The sequence below is a fragment of the Streptomyces sp. SolWspMP-5a-2 genome, assembly GCF_900091845.1.
Taxonomy (GTDB): domain Bacteria; phylum Actinomycetota; class Actinomycetes; order Streptomycetales; family Streptomycetaceae; genus Streptomyces; species Streptomyces doudnae.
Map to the genome: position 1 here is coordinate 1 of NZ_FMCI01000038.1, position 15383 is coordinate 15383.

Genomic DNA, 15383 nt, shown 5'->3' on the forward strand with positions numbered 1-15383 from the left:
GCGCGATGGCGGACGCCCTGCGCCGCGCGGGCCTCGTCGACCCGAAGAACGGCCGCCGCTGATCCGGGCGGTCCGGGGGCCGGGCCGCACCTCCGCCCGGTCCCCGGACCCGCGCCGGACGGCGGGCGGCCAGGTCAGCGCTCGGTGACCTTGCCGTCCGCGACCTCGAGGCGGCGGGTCACCCGGACCGCGTCGAGCATGCGGCGGTCGTGGGTGACGAGGAGCAGCGTGCCCTCGTAGGCGTCCAGGGCCGACTCCAACTGCTCGATGGCCGGGAGGTCGAGGTGGTTGGTCGGCTCGTCGAGGACCAGCAGGTTGACGCCGCGGCCCTGGAGCAGCGCGAGGGCGGCGCGGGTGCGCTCGCCCGGGGAGAGCCCGCTCGCCGGGCGCAGCACGTGGTGGGACTTGAGGCCGAACTTGGCCAGCAGGGTGCGCACGTCGGCCGGTTCGGTGTCCGGGACGGCCGCGCCGAACGCGTCGAGCAGCGACTCGGTGCCGTGGAAGAGACGGCGGGCCTGGTCGACCTCGCCGACCAGCACGCCGGGGCCCAGCGCGCCCGCGCCCGAGTCCAGCGGGATCCGGCCCAGCAGCGCGCCGAGCAGGGTGGACTTGCCCGCGCCGTTGGCGCCGGTGACCGCCACCCGGTCCGCCCAGTCGATCTGGAGCGAGACGGGCCCGAGGGTGAAGCCGCCCCGGCGCACCTCGGCGTCCCGCAGGGTGGCCACGACGGCGCCTGAGCGCGGCGCCGACGCGATCTCCATCCGCAGCTCCCACTCCTTGCGGGGCTCCTCGACGACGTCCAGGCGCTCGATCATCCGCTGGGTCTGCCGGGCCTTCGCGGCCTGCTTCTCGCTGGCCTCGCTGCGGAACTTGCGGCCGATCTTGTCGTTGTCGTTGCCCGCCTTGCGCCGGGCGTTCTTGACGCCCTTGTCCATCCAGGAGCGCTGGGTCTGCGCCCGCTCCTGGAGCGCGGAGCGCTTGTCGGCGTACTCCTCGTAGTCGTCGCGGGCGTGCCTGCGGGCGACCTCGCGCTCCTCCAGGTAGGACGCGTAGCCGCCGCCGTAGAGGGTGACCCGGCCCTGGGCCAGGTCGAGTTCGAGGACCTTGGTGACGGTGCGGGTGAGGAACTCGCGGTCGTGGCTGACCACCACGGTGCCCGCGCGCAGGCCGCTCACGAACCGTTCGAGGCGCTCCAGGCCGTCCAGGTCGAGGTCGTTGGTGGGCTCGTCGAGGAGGAAGACGTCGTAGCGGGAGAGCAGCAGGGAGGCGAGGCCCGCGCGGGCGGCCTGGCCGCCGGAGAGCGCGGTCATCGGCTGGTCGAGACCGACGGTCAGGCCGAGCGAGGCGGCGGTCTCCTCGGCGCGTTCGTCCAGGTCGGCGCCGCCGAGGTCGAGCCAGCGCTCCAGGGCGGCGGCGTAGGCGTCGTCGGCGCCCGGGGCTCCGTCGACGAGGGCCTGGGTGGCCTCGTCCATGGTCCGCTGCGCCTCGTCGACGCCGGTGCGGCGGGCCAGGAACGCGCGGACGGTCTCGTCCGGCCTACGCTCCGGCTCCTGCGGGAGGTGGCCGACGGTCGCCGTCGGCGGGGAGAGGCGCAGCTCGCCCTGCTCCGGTGCGAGGAGCCCGGCGAGCATGCGCAGCAGGGTGGACTTGCCCGCGCCGTTGGCTCCGACCAGACCGATCACGTCACCGGGCGCGACGACGAGGTCGAGTCCGGCGAAGAGGGAGCGGTCGCCGTGCCCGGCGGCGAGGTTCTTGGCGACGAGGGTGGCAGTCATCAGGTGGCGATCCTAGCCGTCCGGCGGCGCGCGCCGCCGGGGGCCGCGTCCGAGGTCGGAGTGCTTCCGTCGGGGTCGGAGGCCACAGCCGGAACCAGGACGGGACTCCGACGGACGTGCGGGTCCCTGGCGGGCAGGGCGAGGCGGTCCGGTGGGTGCCGTGTCCGGCCTTCGGCAGCCGGGCCGGAACGGGTGCGGGGGCTCCGACCCGGCAGGTCGGAGCGGTCCAGCGGGAGCCGTGTCCTGTCTCCGGCAGCCGGGCCGGAACGGGTGCGGGGTCTTCGGCCCGGCAGGTCGATGCGGTCCAGCGGAGCCCGGGGCTTCCCTTCCTGCGGCCGGGGCGGTGCGGGTTCGGGGGCTTCCGCTACCGTCCAGGCGTGGAGAGCACACGGAACGACGATGTCATCGTGATCGGGGGCGGGGTGGTCGGCCTGACCACGGCCGTCGTCCTCGCGGAGCGCGGGCTGCGGGTGCGGGTGTGGACGCGGGACCCGGTCGAGCGGACCACCTCGGCCGTCGCGGGCGGACTGTGGTGGCCCTACCGGATCGAGCCCGAGGCGCGGGTCGCCGCGTGGTCGCTGCGCTCGCTCGCCGTCTACCAGGAGCTGGCCCGGCGCCCGGCCGAGACCGGCGTGCGGCTGGTGGACGGCGTCCAGGGGCAGTCCAGGCGCGAGGAGTTGGGGCCGTGGGCGGACCAGGTGCCGGGGCTGCGGGCGGCGACGCCCGAGGAGTTCGCCGGGACGGGCCTGTGGGCGCGGCTGCCGCTGATCGACATGACCACCCATCTGCCGTGGCTGCGGGCGCGGTTGACGCGGGCGGGCGGGGTCGTCGAGGAGCGGACGGTGACGGCGCTGGCGGAGGCCGAGGCGCCGGTGGTCGTCAACTGCACCGGGCTCGGGGCGCGTGAGCTGGTGCCCGACCCCCAGGTGCGGCCGGTGCGCGGGCAGTTGGTCGAGGTGGAGAACCCGGGGATCACCACCTGGCTGGCGGCGATCGCGCCGGACGGCGAGATGGCCTACTTCTTCCCGCACCCGGGCCGCCTCGTGCTGGGCGGCACGGCCGAGGAGGACGCCTGGTCGACGGAGCCCGATCCGGCGGTGGCGGAGGCGATCGTGCGGCGGTGCGCGGCGCTGCGCCCGGAGATAGCGGACGCGCGGGTGCTGGCGCACCGGGTGGGGCTGCGTCCGGCCCGGGACGCGGTCCGGCTGGAGCGGGAGTCCCCGCGGGCGGCGGACCTGGAGCCGGGGCGGGTGCTGGTGCACAACTACGGTCACGGCGGCGCCGGGGTGACGGTGGCCTGGGGGTGCGCGGAGGAGGCGGCCGGGCTGGCGTTCCCGGCCGCCTGATCCGGTCAGCCGCGCGGGACGCGGTGGGCGGCGGCCGGGGCGCGCACCCCGGGCGTGGTGTCGGCCGGGGCGGCGATCGGCGCCGTCCCGGTGGTGGCCCGGTCGAAGGCCGCGGCACCGCCGACGAGCGGGACGCGGGCGGAGGTGCGGGCCAGGTCGACGGTGAGGGTGGGGGTGTCGGCGGGCGGGTCGATGAGGTCCTTGTCGGTGCCCGCGACGATCAGCGCCAGCCGGTGCCCGGCAGGGACGACGTGGTCGGTGGCCGCGAGGTCGACGGTGATCGTGTAGGCCCTGCCCGGGGTGAGCGGGACGCCCTTGCCGGGTGAGGCCCAGGTGCCGAGGTCGGCCCAGCCCCGGCTGAACACCGTCTGCCCGACGTCGGTGGTCCTGGCTCGGGTGGTCCGGTAGCAGGCGCTGTCACCGGGGGTGCTCTCGCCCGCGCAGGTGCGGTCGGTGAGGGTGGTGATGCCCTCTCCTGCGGCGGCGTAGTCGCGGATGGTGGCGGGGCCGAGGTCGACGAGGACCGCGGAGAGGTGGGCGGTCGGGGTGGTGGGGGTCGCGGTGACGGTGACCTGCGAGGAGCCGGACAGGCGCAGGTCGCGGGTGAGCGGCGCGGTGACGAATCCGGCCTTGGCGGGGGTGGGGGTGTCGATCGCGGCGGCCCAGTCGGTCTCGCCGAGCGCGGGGTCGTCGGTGAAGGTCTCGGTGCCGCGGTCGCGGGTGCGGCCGAGGGTGCCGACGCCGGGCCGGTCGCCCCGGGCGGGGCTGAGGGTGGTGGCGCGGGTGTCGCGCGGGGGCCAGGTGCCGGAGGTCACCCACTGGTCGGGGGCGCGTTCGATGTCGGCCACGGGTTCGCGGTCGATCCCGTTGTCGTAGCCGAGGAGTTCGTGGTCGAACCAGCGGTGCAGGGTGTCGACCCAGGCACCGCGCCGGAAGTCGAAGGGGTCGACGTGGCCGGTCTGGGAGAGCCAGATCTTGCGCTGCACGCCGTTCTTCGCGAGGGCGTCCCACCACTGTCCGAGGTGCTTGGTGCGGACGTTGAGGTCCTGCATGCCGTGGACCAGGAAGACGCTGGCCTTCACCTTCGCGGCGTCCTTGACGTAGTCGCGCTCGGTCCACAGCGGTGTCCAGTCACCGCTGCGGGGCGCTCCGTCCACCAGCCTGCGTTGCACGGCGTCGCAGCCGGCGCGGGCCGCGGGGCTCTCGACGTAGCCGGAGAGCCAGTCGGGGCCCGAGCCGTAGAGGGGGGCGCCCTGCGCGAAGTAGTAGTCGTACCAGGAGGAGATGGCGCTGATCGGCACGATCGTGCGCAGGCCCTTGACGCCGGTGGCGGCGACCCCGTTGGCGATGGTGCCGTCCCAGCTCTTGCCGATCATGCCGGTCCGGCCGTTGCTCCAGTCCGCGGTGGCGGTGGTGGTGCCGGTCCGGGTCGTGTACGCCCTGGCGCGGCCGTTCAGCCAGTCGACCACGGCCTTCGCGGACTGGATGTCGGAGCGCCCGCCGACGTCGACGCAGCCGTCGGAGCGGTTGGTCCCGGCGAGGTCGACCCCGACGACGGCGTAGCCGCGCGGCACGAAGTAGTTGTCGTAGAAGAGGGGCATCTGGACGACGGCGCCGGCTGCGTCGTACGTCTTGAGCTGGCCCTCGTTGCCCCGGCCGCAGCAGGAGTAGTAGGGGCTTGCGTCCATGATGACGGGGACGCGGCGGCCTTCCCTGGCGGGTTCGGCGGGCCGGACGATGTCGACGGCGACCCGGTCGGAGCGCCCGTCGCCGTCGCCGTCGAGTCCGGTGTCGACCCACACGGCCTCGCGGACGGCGTCCGCGTACGCGTAGACGGGGCTGCTCTCCCGGGGCGCGGCGTGGGCCGCCGCCGGGGTGAGGACGGCCGCCATGAAGAGGGCGACGGCCGCCGCCGCGAGCGCTCTCCAGGTCGTGGAGCGGGGGGATGTCGGCATGCGCGGGACGGTACCCCGGACGACTCCCTTGCAGAAGAGGGCACTTGGCGGCTCCCGGGGACAGATGCGGCCGGATCGGACCCGCGGGGCGGGTGTGCTCATGTCGGCCGAATGGCGATCGTGTGACGGCCCGGACGATGGACAGGGCGCGGTCCCGGCGACTCAATAGGCTCCGAACAGCTTTCGATCCCCCACGACTTGGAGCTCTCGTGCACCGCAGAATCCTCGCGCCGGGCGCACTCGCCGCGGCGTCCCTGATGCTGGCGATCCCGGCGTCGGCCGCGAGCTACTCCCCCGGCGCCCCGGGCATCGGCGACCCCTACTACCCGGCGTACGGCAACGGCGGCTACGACGTCTCGCACTACGACCTGCGGCTCAAGTACCAGCCCGCGACGGACGAGTTGGAGGGGACGGCGACGATCCTGGCGCGGACCACGCAGGACCTCTCGCGGTTCGACCTGGACTTCCTGCTGGACGTGAGCGAGGTCCGGGTGAACGGCGTGCGGGCCGCGTTCGCGACCTCGGGCCAGCACGAGCTGGAGATCACGCCGGCCACCCCGCTGGCCGAGGGCACCGCGCTCACGGTGGTGGTGCGCTACCGCGGGGTGCCGTCCACCAAGAGCGCGTACGGCTTCTCCACCTGGCACCGCACCCCGGACGGCGCGGTCGCCGCCGACGAGCCCGAGGCGGCCTGGTGGTGGTACCCGAGTAACGACCACCCGCTGGACAAGGCCACCTACGACGTGTCGGTCGCCGTGCCCGACGGGACGCAGGCGATCTCCAACGGCACGCTCCAGTCGACGAGTTCGCAGGCGGGCTGGACGCGCTACAACTGGCGCCAGAACAAACCGCAGGCCACGTACCTGACCACGCTGGCGGTGGGGAGGTTCGACGTCACGACGAGCACCTCCGAGGGCGGCGTGCCGGTCGTCAACGCGTACAGCGCCGCCCTCGGGGACAACGCCGGGGCGGCGCGCGCGAGCGTGGAGCGGACCGGGGAGCTGGTCGACTGGCTGAGCGGCTACTTCGGCCCCTACCCGTTCGCCTCGGCGGGCGGCTACGTCCCCGACACGACCACCGGGTACGCGCTGGAGACGCAGACCCGCGTCTACTACAGCCCGCGGCAGTTCGCGAACGGCTCGAACGCGTCGGTGGTCGTCCACGAGCTGGCCCACCAGTGGTACGGGGACTCGGTGTCGCTGAAGGGCTGGAAGGACATCTGGATCAACGAGGGCTTCGCGCGGTACGCGCAGTGGCTCTGGTCCGAGCACGAGGGCGAGGGCACCACGCGGGAGCTGGCCGACTACGTGTACGCCTCGCATCCGGCCGACGACCCCTTCTGGAAGGTCGCGCCGGGCGATCCGGGCCCCGACGACCAGTTCGACATCGCCGTGTACGACCGGGGCGCGCTGGCCGTGCAGGCGCTGCGGGACGCCGTCGGGGACGACGCGTTCTTCGCGATCCTGAAGGGCTGGCCGCGGGAGCACGCGTACGGCAACGCCTCCGTGGCCGACTTCCGCGCCTACGCGGAGCGCGTCTCGGGCAAGCCGCTTGACGCGCTGTTCGACACCTATCTGTTCCGGCCGGAGAAGCCCGCCGCCCCGGGCCTCGCCACCGGGCGGGCGGCGGCGGGCGGCGCGACGGCGGGACCGGTGGCGCGGCCGACGTCGTGGAAGGCGATCGCGGCGACCAACACCGTCCACGCGAACGGTCACTGAGACCGGACGGCCCCGGCGGGGCGGGACGGTCGTGTCCCGCCCCGCCGGGGCCGTGGCCGGGGAGCGCTCCGCTGCGGGGGCGGCCTGCTACGTCGTCAGGTCGCGCGGCTCCCCGGCAGCGTTCTCGGCGACCCGGCGGCGCACCTTGAACCAGCCCGCGACCAGCATGACCGCGATCACCGGGACCAGCAGCAGGGTCCTGCGGCCGACCTCGGGGTCGTTCCACATCAGGCCGAGGACGGCCACCAGGAAGACGATCGTGACGGTCTCGGTGACCGGGGAGCCGGGGAGCCGGAACGACGGGCGGGTGACCCGGCCCTCCCGGGCCCTGCGGACGAAGACCAGGTGGCAGACCATGATGATCACCCAGGTGCTGATGATGCCCAGGGAGGCGACGTTCAGCACGATCTCGAAGGCCTGGCTCGGCACCAGGTAGTTGAGGCCGACGCCGAGGACGCAGACCGCGCAGGTCAGCAGGATGCCGCCGTAGGGCACCTGGCTGCGGTTCATGCGGGCGGTGAACCTCGGGGCCGAGCCCGCCGTCGCCATGGAGCGCAGGATGCGGCCGGTGGAGTACAGGCCCGAGTTCAGGGAGGACATCGCGGCCGTCAGGACGACCAGGTTCATCACGTCGCCCGCCGCCGGGACGCCGATCTTCGACAGGACGGTGACGAAGGGGCTCTGCCCGGCCGAGTAGACGGAACCGGGCAGCAGCAGGGCCAGCAGGACGACCGAACCGACGTAGAAGAGGGCGACGCGCCACATGATCGAGTTCACCGCGCGCGGCACGACCTTCTCGGGCTCGGCGGTCTCGCCCGCCGCGACGCCGACCAGCTCCAGCGCCGCGTACGCGAAGATCACGCCCTGCATCACCAGGACGACCGGCATCACGCCGTGCGGGAGGAAGCCGCCGTTGTCGGTGATCACGCCGACGCCCGGGGTGTGCCCGCCGACCTCGTGCCGGGTGGCGAGCAGGAAGACGCCGATCAGCATGAAGCCGACGAGGGTGGCGACCTTGACGATCGCGAACCAGAACTCCATCTCGCCGAAGATCTTGACCGAGATCAGGTTCACCGCGAGGACGACCGCCAGGGCGATCAGCGCCAGCGTCCACTGCGGGATGCTGGTGAACATGCTCCAGTAGTGCGTGTAGAGCGCGATCGCGGTGATGTCGGCGATGCCGGTGGTCGACCAGTTCAGGAAGTACATCCAGCCCGCGACGTAGGCGCCCTTCTCGCCGAGGAACTCGCGCGCGTACGACACGAAGGACCCGGAGGACGGGCGGTACAGGACCAGCTCGCCCAGCGCGCGCACCACGAAGAAGGCGAAGACACCGCAGACCAGATAGGCGAGGGCGAGCGCGGGGCCCGCGGTGTGCAGCCGCCCTCCGGCGCCCAGGAAGAGCCCGGTGCCGATCGCGCCTCCGATGGCGATCATGTTGACGTGTCGGGCCTTGAGGCCCTTGCTGTACCCGGCGTCGCCCGCGTCCACGGGGGCCTGGGCCGCGCCGGTCGGGGTCGCGGTCTCGGCCGTCTGCACGGCGTCCTTGCTCACGCGTGTTCCACTCTCTGGTGCGCCCGAGCGGCTCAGCGCTCGGGTCTGCCGGACGTTCTCGGCCCGCACACTCGGTGACGGCACAGACCAAGGCGCCACCTTCCCCCGGCGGAGTGCGCTCACGCGGTGGTCCACGTCACAGAGCGGAACATCTCACATAATCACCACATTTCCACCCTGCGTCTCACACCGTCGGTGAGACAGCGATACTGCTGCACATGACGAGCGACGCCCAGGAGCCGGCCCTGACGGTCGACGAACTGGCCGCGCGGTCCGGCGTCACGGTCCGCACGGTCCGCTTCTACAGCACCCGGGGACTGCTCCCGCCGCCGGTGATCGGCCCGCGCCGGGTGGGGCGGTACGGGCCGGGTCACCTCTCGCGGCTGGCGCTGATCGAGGAGCTGCGGCACCAGGGCATGACGCTCGCGGCGATCGAACGGTACCTGGCCCGGCTCCCGGCCGACCTGAGCGCCCAGGATCTCGCGATCCACCGCGCGGTGGTGGCGTCCTGGAGCCCGGAAGGACCGGAGACGGTGGACCGGGCGGAGCTGGAGCGGCGGGCCGGCCGCCCGCTGGACGACGACGAGGTGGAGCGGCTCGCGGCGATGGAGGTCGTGGAGCGCGCGGACGGGGCGTTCCGGCTCGACGCCGGGCTGCTGCCGCTGGGCGTGCGGCTGCTGGACGTCCCGCTGGCCCAGGAGACGATCCTCGCCGCCCGCGCCGTCCTCCTCGACCACTCCCGGGCCGCCGCCCACGCCCTCGCGGGCCTGCTGCGGGACGCGGTGGCGGAACGGGAGCCGCGGGACGTGCGGTCGCTGACGGCGCACATGCAGCCCCTGGTGGTGCAGGCGCTGCTGACGACGTTCCAGCGGTCCCTGCGGGAGGAACTGCGGGAGTGGCCACCGCCGGGGGCGGCGGAGCCGTCCTGACGGGAGGACGCGCGCGGGTGTCACCGGGCGCCGTGACCGGAGGGTGCGACCGGCCGCCGGGCCTTCGAGTCCGGTGGCCGGTCGCGGGCGGGGTGGGGTCGGCCGGTCAGGCGTCCGTGAAGACCTCGCCGTTCTCCGCCTTCGCCACCAGCAGCGCGGGCGGGGTGAAGCGGTCGCCGTAGCGCTCGGCGAGTTCGCGGGCGCGGGCCACGAAGCCGGGCAGGCCGCCCTCGTAGCCGTTGACGTACTGGAGGACGCCGCCGGTCCAGCCGGGGAAGCCGATGCCCAGGACCGAGCCGATGTTGGCGTCCGCGACGGAGGTGAGGACGCCCTCCTCCAGCAGCCTGACGGTGTCCAGGGCCTCCGCGAACAGCATGCGTTCCTGCATGTCGCGGAAGGGGATGCGGTGACCCGGCTCGGTGAAGTGCTCGCGCAGGCCGGGCCACAGACCGCCCCGCCTGCCGTCCTCGTCGTAGGTGTAGAAGCCCGCTCCGCCGCTGCGGCCGGTGCGCCCGAACTCGTCGACCATGCGGTCCACGACGGCCTCGGCGGGGTGCACGGCCCAGGTGCCGCCCGCCTCCTCGACGGCCCGCCGGGACTCGGCGCGGATCCGGCGCGGGAGGGTGAGGGTCAGCTCGTCCACCAGGGAGAGCACCTTGGCCGGGTATCCGGCCTGCGCCGCCGCCTGCTCGACCGAGGCGGGCTCGATGCCCTCGCCGACCATGGCGACGCCCTCGTCGATGAAGTGCCCGATCACCCGTGAGGTGAAGAAGCCGCGCGAGTCGTTGACGACGATGGGCGTCTTCCTGATCTGCCGGACCAGGTCGAAGGCGCGGGCGAGCGCCTCGTCGCCGGTCCGCTCGCCCTTGATGATCTCGACGAGCGGCATCTTGTCGACGGGCGAGAAGAAGTGCAGGCCGATGAAGTCGTCCTGGCGCTCGACGCCTTCGGCGAGGGCGGTGATCGGCAGGGTGGACGTGTTGGAGCACAGCAGCGCGTCGGGGGCGACGAGGTGCTGGATCTCCTGGAACACCTTGTGCTTGAGCGAGGTGTCCTCGAAGACGGCCTCGATGACCGCGTCGCAGCCCGCGACGTCGGCCGGGTCGGCGGTGGGCGTGATCCGGGCGAGGAGCGCGTCCGCCTTCTCCCGGGTGGTGCGGCCCCGCGCGACGGCCTTGTCGCAGAGCTTCTCGGAGTAGCCGCGCCCCTTGCGCGCGGCCTCGGCGGTGACGTCCTTGAGGACGACGTCGATGCCCGCGCGGGCGCACGCGTAGGCGATGCCCGCGCCCATCATCCCGGCGCCGAGGACGGCGACCCTGCGGACCTCCCTGGCCGGGACGCCCCGGGGGCGGTTGGCGCCGGAGTTGACGGCCTGGAGGTCGAAGAAGAACGCCTGGATCATGTTCTTCGAGGTCTGGCCCGCGGCGAGTTCGACGAAGTAGCGGGACTCGATGAGCTGGGCGGTCTCGAAGTCGACCTGGGCGCCCTCGACCGCGGCGGCCAGGATGCTGCGGGGCGCCGGGTAGGGGGCGCCGGCGGTCTGCTTGCGCAGGGTGGCCGGGAACGACGGCAGGTTGGCCGCGAAGTTCGGGTGGGCCGGGGTGCCGCCGGGGATGCGGTGTCCCGGGGTGTCCCAGGGCTGGCGGGACTCGGGGTGGGCGTCGATGAACGCGCGTGCCCTGGCGAGGAGTTCCTCCGGGGTGGCGGCCACCTCGTGGATCAGGCCGTTCTCCAGGGCGCGCGGCGCGGAGTACTGGGTGCCCTGGAGGAGGACCTTCAGGAGCGCGTCGGCGATGCCGAGCAGCCGCACGGTGCGCACGACGCCGCCGCCTCCGGGCAGCAGGCCGAGGGTGACCTCGGGGCAGCCGATCCTGGTGCCCGGCGTGTCCAGGGCGACCCGGTGGTGGCAGGCGAGGGCGATCTCGTAACCGCCGCCGAGGGCCGCGCCGTTGATGGCGGCGACGACGGGCACGCCGAGGGTCTCGACGCGGCGCAGGTCGCGCTTGAGGGCGAGGTTGCCCTCGTACAGCTCCTGTGCGGTCGCGGGGGTGACGCGGATGAGGTCGCGCAGGTCGCCCCCGGCGAAGAAGGTCTTCTTGGCGGAGGTGATGACGACCCCGCGCAGGGAGTCCTTCTCGGCCTCCAGGCGGTCGGCGACGGCCGTGAGGGAGGCGCGGAAGCCCGCGTTCATGGTGTTGGCGGACTGGTCGGGGTCGTCGAGGACGAGGGTGACGACGCCGGTGTCGTCCCGTTCCCAGCGGATGGTGGTGGGCTCAGTGGTCATGGGGAGGCGCTCCGGGTGATCCGTCGGGAGGGGGTCAGATGCGTTCGACGATGGTCGCGATGCCCATGCCGCCGCCGACGCAGAGCGTGGCGAGGCCGTAGCGCTTGTCCTGGCGCTCCAGTTCGTCGACGAGGGTGCCGAGGATCATCGCCCCGGTGGCGCCGAGCGGGTGGCCGAGGGCGATCGCGCCGCCGTTGACGTTGACCTTGTCCAGGGACAGGCCCATGTCCTTCACGAAGCGCAGCACGACGGCGGCGAACGCCTCGTTGATCTCGACCAGGTCGATGTCGTCGATGGTCAGCCCGGCCTTGGCGAGCGCCTTGCGGGTGGCGGGGGCGGGGCCGGTGAGCATGATGGTGGGCTCGGAGCCGGAGACGGCGGCGGCGACGATCCGCGCGCGCGGGGTGAGCCCGTTGCGTTCGCCGCTCTCCCGGGAGCCGATGGCGACCAGCGCGGCGCCGTCGACGATGCCCGAGGAGTTGCCCGCGTGGTGGACGTGGTCGATCTTCTCCACCCAGTGGTACTTCTGGAGCGCGACGGCGTCGAAGCCGCCCAGCTCGCCGATGTCCGCGAAGGACGGCTTGAGCCGGGCCAGGGAGTCGGCGGTGGTGCCGGGGCGCGGGTGCTCGTCGTGGTCGAGGACGACCAGTCCGGCGCGGTCCCTGACCGGGACGACGGACCGGGCGAAGCGGCCCTCCTTCCAGGCGGTGGCGGCCCGCTCCTGGGACAGCTCCGCGTAGGCGTCGACGTCCCGCCGGGAGAAGCCCTCGACGGTGGCGATCAGGTCGGCGCCGATGCCCTGCGGCACGAAGTCGACCGCGAGGTTGGTCATCGGGTCGTTGAACCAGGCGCCGCCGTCCGAGGCCATGGGCACCCGCGACATGGACTCGACGCCGCCCGCGATCACGAGGTCCTCGAAGCCCGAACGGACCTTGGCCGCGGCCATGTTGACCGCTTCGAGACCGGAGGCACAGAAGCGGTTCTCCTGCACGCCCGCGACCGTGTCGGGGAACCCGGCGGCCAGGGCGGCGATCCGGGCGATGTCGGAGCCCTGGTCGCCGACCGGTCCGACGACGCCGAGGACGATGTCGTCGATGGTGGCCGGGTCCAGGTCCCGGTGCCGGTCGCGGAGTTCGCGCAGCAGCCCGACGACCAGGTCGATGGGCTTGGTGCCGTGCAGGGCGCCGTCCGCCTTGCCGCGTCCGCGCGGGGTGCGGATCGCGTCGTACACGTACGCTTCGGTGCTCACTGGTAAGCCTTTCGAACGAGGGTCAACCGAGCAGGGAACGGCCGATGATCTCCTTCATGATCTCGGTGGTCCCGCCGTAGATGGTCTGGACGCGGCCGTCGGTGAAGGCACGGGCGACCGGGTGTTCGCTCATGTAGCCGTAGCCGCCGTGCAGTTGCAGGCACCGGTCGGCGACCCGCTTCTGCAGCTCGGTCGCCCACCACTTGGCCATGGAGGCGTGCACGGCGTCCAGGCCGCCGTCCACGTGCTCCTCGACGCAGCGGTCGAGGAACGCGCGCGTGACGGCGCACTCGGTGGCCATCTCGGCGATCTCGAACCGTACGTGCTGCAGTCGCGCGAGCGGCCTGCCGAAGGCCTCGCGCTCCTTGACGTACGCGGTGGTGATCTCCAGGAGGTGCTCGGCGGCGGCGATCCCGGCGACCGCGATGCCGAGGCGTTCCTGGGCGAGGTTGGTCATCAGGTGGACGAAGGCGCCGTCGCGTTCGCCGAGCAGGTTCTCCTTGGGGACGCGGACGTCGGTGAAGGACAGCTCGGCCGTGTCCTGCGCCCTCTGGCCGATCTTGTCGAGGTTGCGGCCGCGCTCGAAGCCGTCCGCGCCGCGCTCGACCACCAGCAGCGACAGACCGTGGGCGCCGCCCTCCGGGGTGGTCCGCGCGACCACGACGACCAGGTCGGCGAGGATGCCGTTGGAGATGAACGTCTTGGACCCGTTGAGCAGCCAGTGGTCGCCCCGGTCCTCGGCCCGGGTGCGGATGCCCTGGAGGTCGGATCCGGCGCCGGGTTCGGTCATGGCGATGGCGGTGATCAGGGTGCCGTCGCAGAATCCGGGCAGCCAGCGCCGCTTCTGCTCCTCGGTGGCCAGGCCGGTCAGGTACGGGCCGATGACGTCGTTGTGCAGCCCCACGGCGAGTCCTGGTGCCCCCGCGCGGGTGAACTCCTCGGCGAGGACGACGCTGTAGCGGAAGTCGGGGGTGCCGCCGCCTCCGTACTCCTCGGGGACGGCGAGACCGAGCAGGCCCTGCCGTCCGGCCGCGCGCCAGGCGTCGCGGGAGGTGATGCCGTCCCTCTCCCACCGGTCGTAGTGGGGCAGCACCTCCTTGGCGAGGAAGGCGCGCACGGTGGCGCGGAACGCCTCGTGGTCGTCGGTGAGGATCCGCCGCTTCATTCCTGGCCCTCCGTCAGTTCGGGCACGTCCCAGTCGCGCGCCACCGCCGCGGTGTCGGCGCCGGGCAGGGCGGGGCCGGTGCGCACGGCGGTCGGGGTGGCGGAGAAACGGGGCGCGGGGGCGGGCTGGGTGAGCCCGCCGTGGTGGGTGAAGGTGGCGCGGGCCGCGAGGTGCGGGTGGTCGGGGGCCTCGCGCAGCGAGAGGACGGGCGCCACGCACGCGTCGGTGCCCTCGAACACGGCCGTCCAGGCGTCCCGTGTGCGGGTGCGGAAGCGGGCGGCCACCGCCTCGCGCAGGGCGGGCCAGCGGGTGACGTCGGTGCGGGCGCCGGCGTGCTCGGGCAGGCCGAGCAGGGTGACGAACAGGTCGTAGAAGCGCGGTTCGAGGGCGCCGACGGCCATGTGTCCGCCGTCGGCGGTCTCGTAGGTGCCGTAGTAGGGGCAGCCGCCGTCCAGGAGGTTGGCGCCGCGCCGGTCCTGCCAGGCACCGGCCGCGACCATGCCGTGGATCATCGAGGCGAGGTGCGCGGTCCCGTCGACGACGGCCGCGTCCACGACCTGTCCCGCGCCGCTCACGCGCGCGTGGTGGAGCGCGGCCAGCACGCCGACGACGAGGTAGAGGGAGCCGCCCGCGTAGTCGCCGAGGAGGTTGGCCGGGGCGGGCGGCGGTTCGCCGGGACGGCCGATGAGACCGAGGGCGCCGGTGACGGCGATGTACGCGATGTCGTGGCCCGCGCGCGGGGCGAGCGGACCGTCCTGGCCCCAGCCGGTCATCCGGCCGTAGACCAGCCGGGGGTTGCGCGCGTGGCACGCGCCGGGGCCGACGCCGAGCCGCTCGGCGACCCCGGGCCGGTAGCCCTCGACGAGGATGTCGGCGCGGACGGCGAGGCCGAGGACCCGGGCGGCTCCCCCGGGCGCCTTGAGGTCGACGACGACGGACCGCTTGTTGCGGTTGGTGACGTCATGGGCGGGGTCGATGCCGAGGCCGGGCCCGCCGGGCCGGTCCACCCGGACGACGTCGGCGCCCAGGTCGGCCAGGAGCATGGCGGCGAACGGGCCTGGCCCGATACCGGCCAGCTCGATCACGCGCACGCCGGTGAGCGGGCCCCGCTCCGGCGTCGTCGCCGTCGTCATGCCGCCCCCTGCGATGTGACACACATGATGTAACACCAGTGATGCTAAGAAGCCGCTCCCGTGAAGGCAAGGGCGAACGAGCAAGCGCTTAGTCCATTGTCGCCGAGGGACCGCCGGATGTCTCCGGGAGACCGGGAACGGGGCCGGGGAAGGCCCGGTGGCCGAGAGTTCCGACGGCCGCTGGGGACCTCGGCGGCAGCCGGACGGCCTCGGAGGTGGCAGGGGGTTCCGATGGAGACCGGGACGCTCGGGGGCGGCAGGAGCGCTAAGTGACG

General features: G+C 73.6%; 10 protein-coding genes. 3 read left to right on the forward strand and 7 right to left on the reverse strand.

All coding sequences use genetic code 11. The features are described 5' to 3' along the window. Positions 1-134 precede the first annotated feature (134 nt). Positions 135-1775, reverse strand: a complete 1641-nt coding sequence (locus GA0115242_RS02520) for an ABC-F family ATP-binding cassette domain-containing protein (RefSeq protein ID WP_093824012.1) — start codon at positions 1773-1775, stop codon at positions 135-137. 377 nt (positions 1776-2152) lie between these two features. Between GA0115242_RS02520 and GA0115242_RS02525 the strand changes: the two genes are divergently transcribed. Continuing rightward, positions 2153-3121 carry an FAD-dependent oxidoreductase gene (locus GA0115242_RS02525; protein WP_093824014.1) on the forward strand — a complete coding sequence of 323 codons (969 nt, stop codon included), beginning with the start codon at positions 2153-2155 and terminating at the stop codon, positions 3119-3121. 5 nt (positions 3122-3126) lie between these two features. Here the strand turns inward: GA0115242_RS02525 and GA0115242_RS02530 are convergent, their stop codons facing one another. Next, positions 3127-5076 carry a Xaa-Pro dipeptidyl-peptidase gene (locus GA0115242_RS02530; RefSeq protein ID WP_093824016.1) on the reverse strand — a complete coding sequence of 650 codons (1950 nt, stop codon included), beginning with the start codon at positions 5074-5076 and terminating at the stop codon, positions 3127-3129. Between the two features lie 209 nt (positions 5077-5285). On the opposite strand from GA0115242_RS02530, the gene GA0115242_RS02535 reads away from it, so the two are divergent. Further along, positions 5286-6794, forward strand: coding sequence for a M1 family metallopeptidase (locus tag GA0115242_RS02535; protein ID WP_093824018.1), 1509 nt, complete (start codon positions 5286-5288; stop codon positions 6792-6794). 87 nt (positions 6795-6881) lie between these two features. On the opposite strand, the gene GA0115242_RS02540 is transcribed toward GA0115242_RS02535, so the two are convergent. Then, on the reverse strand, positions 6882-8348 hold the full coding sequence (locus GA0115242_RS02540; RefSeq protein WP_093824020.1) for an amino acid permease: 1467 nt from the start codon (positions 8346-8348) through the stop codon (positions 6882-6884). Between the two features lie 218 nt (positions 8349-8566). Between GA0115242_RS02540 and GA0115242_RS02545 the strand changes: the two genes are divergently transcribed. Beyond that, entirely contained in the window at positions 8567-9277 is a 711-nt protein-coding gene (locus tag GA0115242_RS02545) for a MerR family transcriptional regulator (protein WP_093824022.1), read from the forward strand. A 106-nt stretch (positions 9278-9383) separates the two neighbouring features. Here the strand turns inward: GA0115242_RS02545 and GA0115242_RS02550 are convergent, their stop codons facing one another. Genes GA0115242_RS02550 through GA0115242_RS02565 form a run of 4 tightly spaced genes read right to left on the reverse strand, consistent with a single transcriptional unit; the run spans position 9384 to position 15108 of the window. Continuing rightward, positions 9384-11561 (reverse strand): 3-hydroxyacyl-CoA dehydrogenase NAD-binding domain-containing protein, encoded by a 2178-nt coding sequence (locus GA0115242_RS02550; RefSeq protein ID WP_093824024.1) that lies wholly within the window; start codon positions 11559-11561, stop codon positions 9384-9386. 34 nt (positions 11562-11595) lie between these two features. Beyond that, positions 11596-12810 carry an acetyl-CoA C-acetyltransferase gene (locus tag GA0115242_RS02555; protein WP_093824026.1) on the reverse strand — a complete coding sequence of 405 codons (1215 nt, stop codon included), beginning with the start codon at positions 12808-12810 and terminating at the stop codon, positions 11596-11598. Between the two features lie 22 nt (positions 12811-12832). Then, positions 12833-13975 (reverse strand): acyl-CoA dehydrogenase family protein, encoded by a 1143-nt coding sequence (locus GA0115242_RS02560; protein WP_093824028.1) that lies wholly within the window; start codon positions 13973-13975, stop codon positions 12833-12835. Beyond that, on the reverse strand, positions 13972-15108 hold the full coding sequence (locus GA0115242_RS02565; protein WP_093824030.1) for a CaiB/BaiF CoA transferase family protein: 1137 nt from the start codon (positions 15106-15108) through the stop codon (positions 13972-13974). The genes GA0115242_RS02560 and GA0115242_RS02565 overlap by 4 nt, the downstream gene beginning before the upstream one ends. Between the last annotated feature and the right edge of the window lie 275 nt (positions 15109-15383).

What these genes read in the sequence shown, in the direction of transcription:
- GA0115242_RS02560 (WP_093824028.1), bottom strand. Translation starts at nt 13,975, where the DNA reads ATGAAGCGGCGGATCCTCACCGACGACCACGAGGCGTTCCGCGCCACC.
- GA0115242_RS02565 (WP_093824030.1), bottom strand. Translation starts at nt 15,108, where the DNA reads ATGACGACGGCGACGACGCCGGAGCGGGGCCCGCTCACCGGCGTGCGC.
- GA0115242_RS02520 (WP_093824012.1), bottom strand. Translation starts at nt 1,775, where the DNA reads ATGACTGCCACCCTCGTCGCCAAGAACCTCGCCGCCGGGCACGGCGAC.
- GA0115242_RS02530 (WP_093824016.1), bottom strand. Translation starts at nt 5,076, where the DNA reads ATGCCGACATCCCCCCGCTCCACGACCTGGAGAGCGCTCGCGGCGGCG.
- GA0115242_RS02545 (WP_093824022.1), top strand. Translation starts at nt 8,567, where the DNA reads ATGACGAGCGACGCCCAGGAGCCGGCCCTGACGGTCGACGAACTGGCC.
- GA0115242_RS02550 (WP_093824024.1), bottom strand. Translation starts at nt 11,561, where the DNA reads ATGACCACTGAGCCCACCACCATCCGCTGGGAACGGGACGACACCGGC.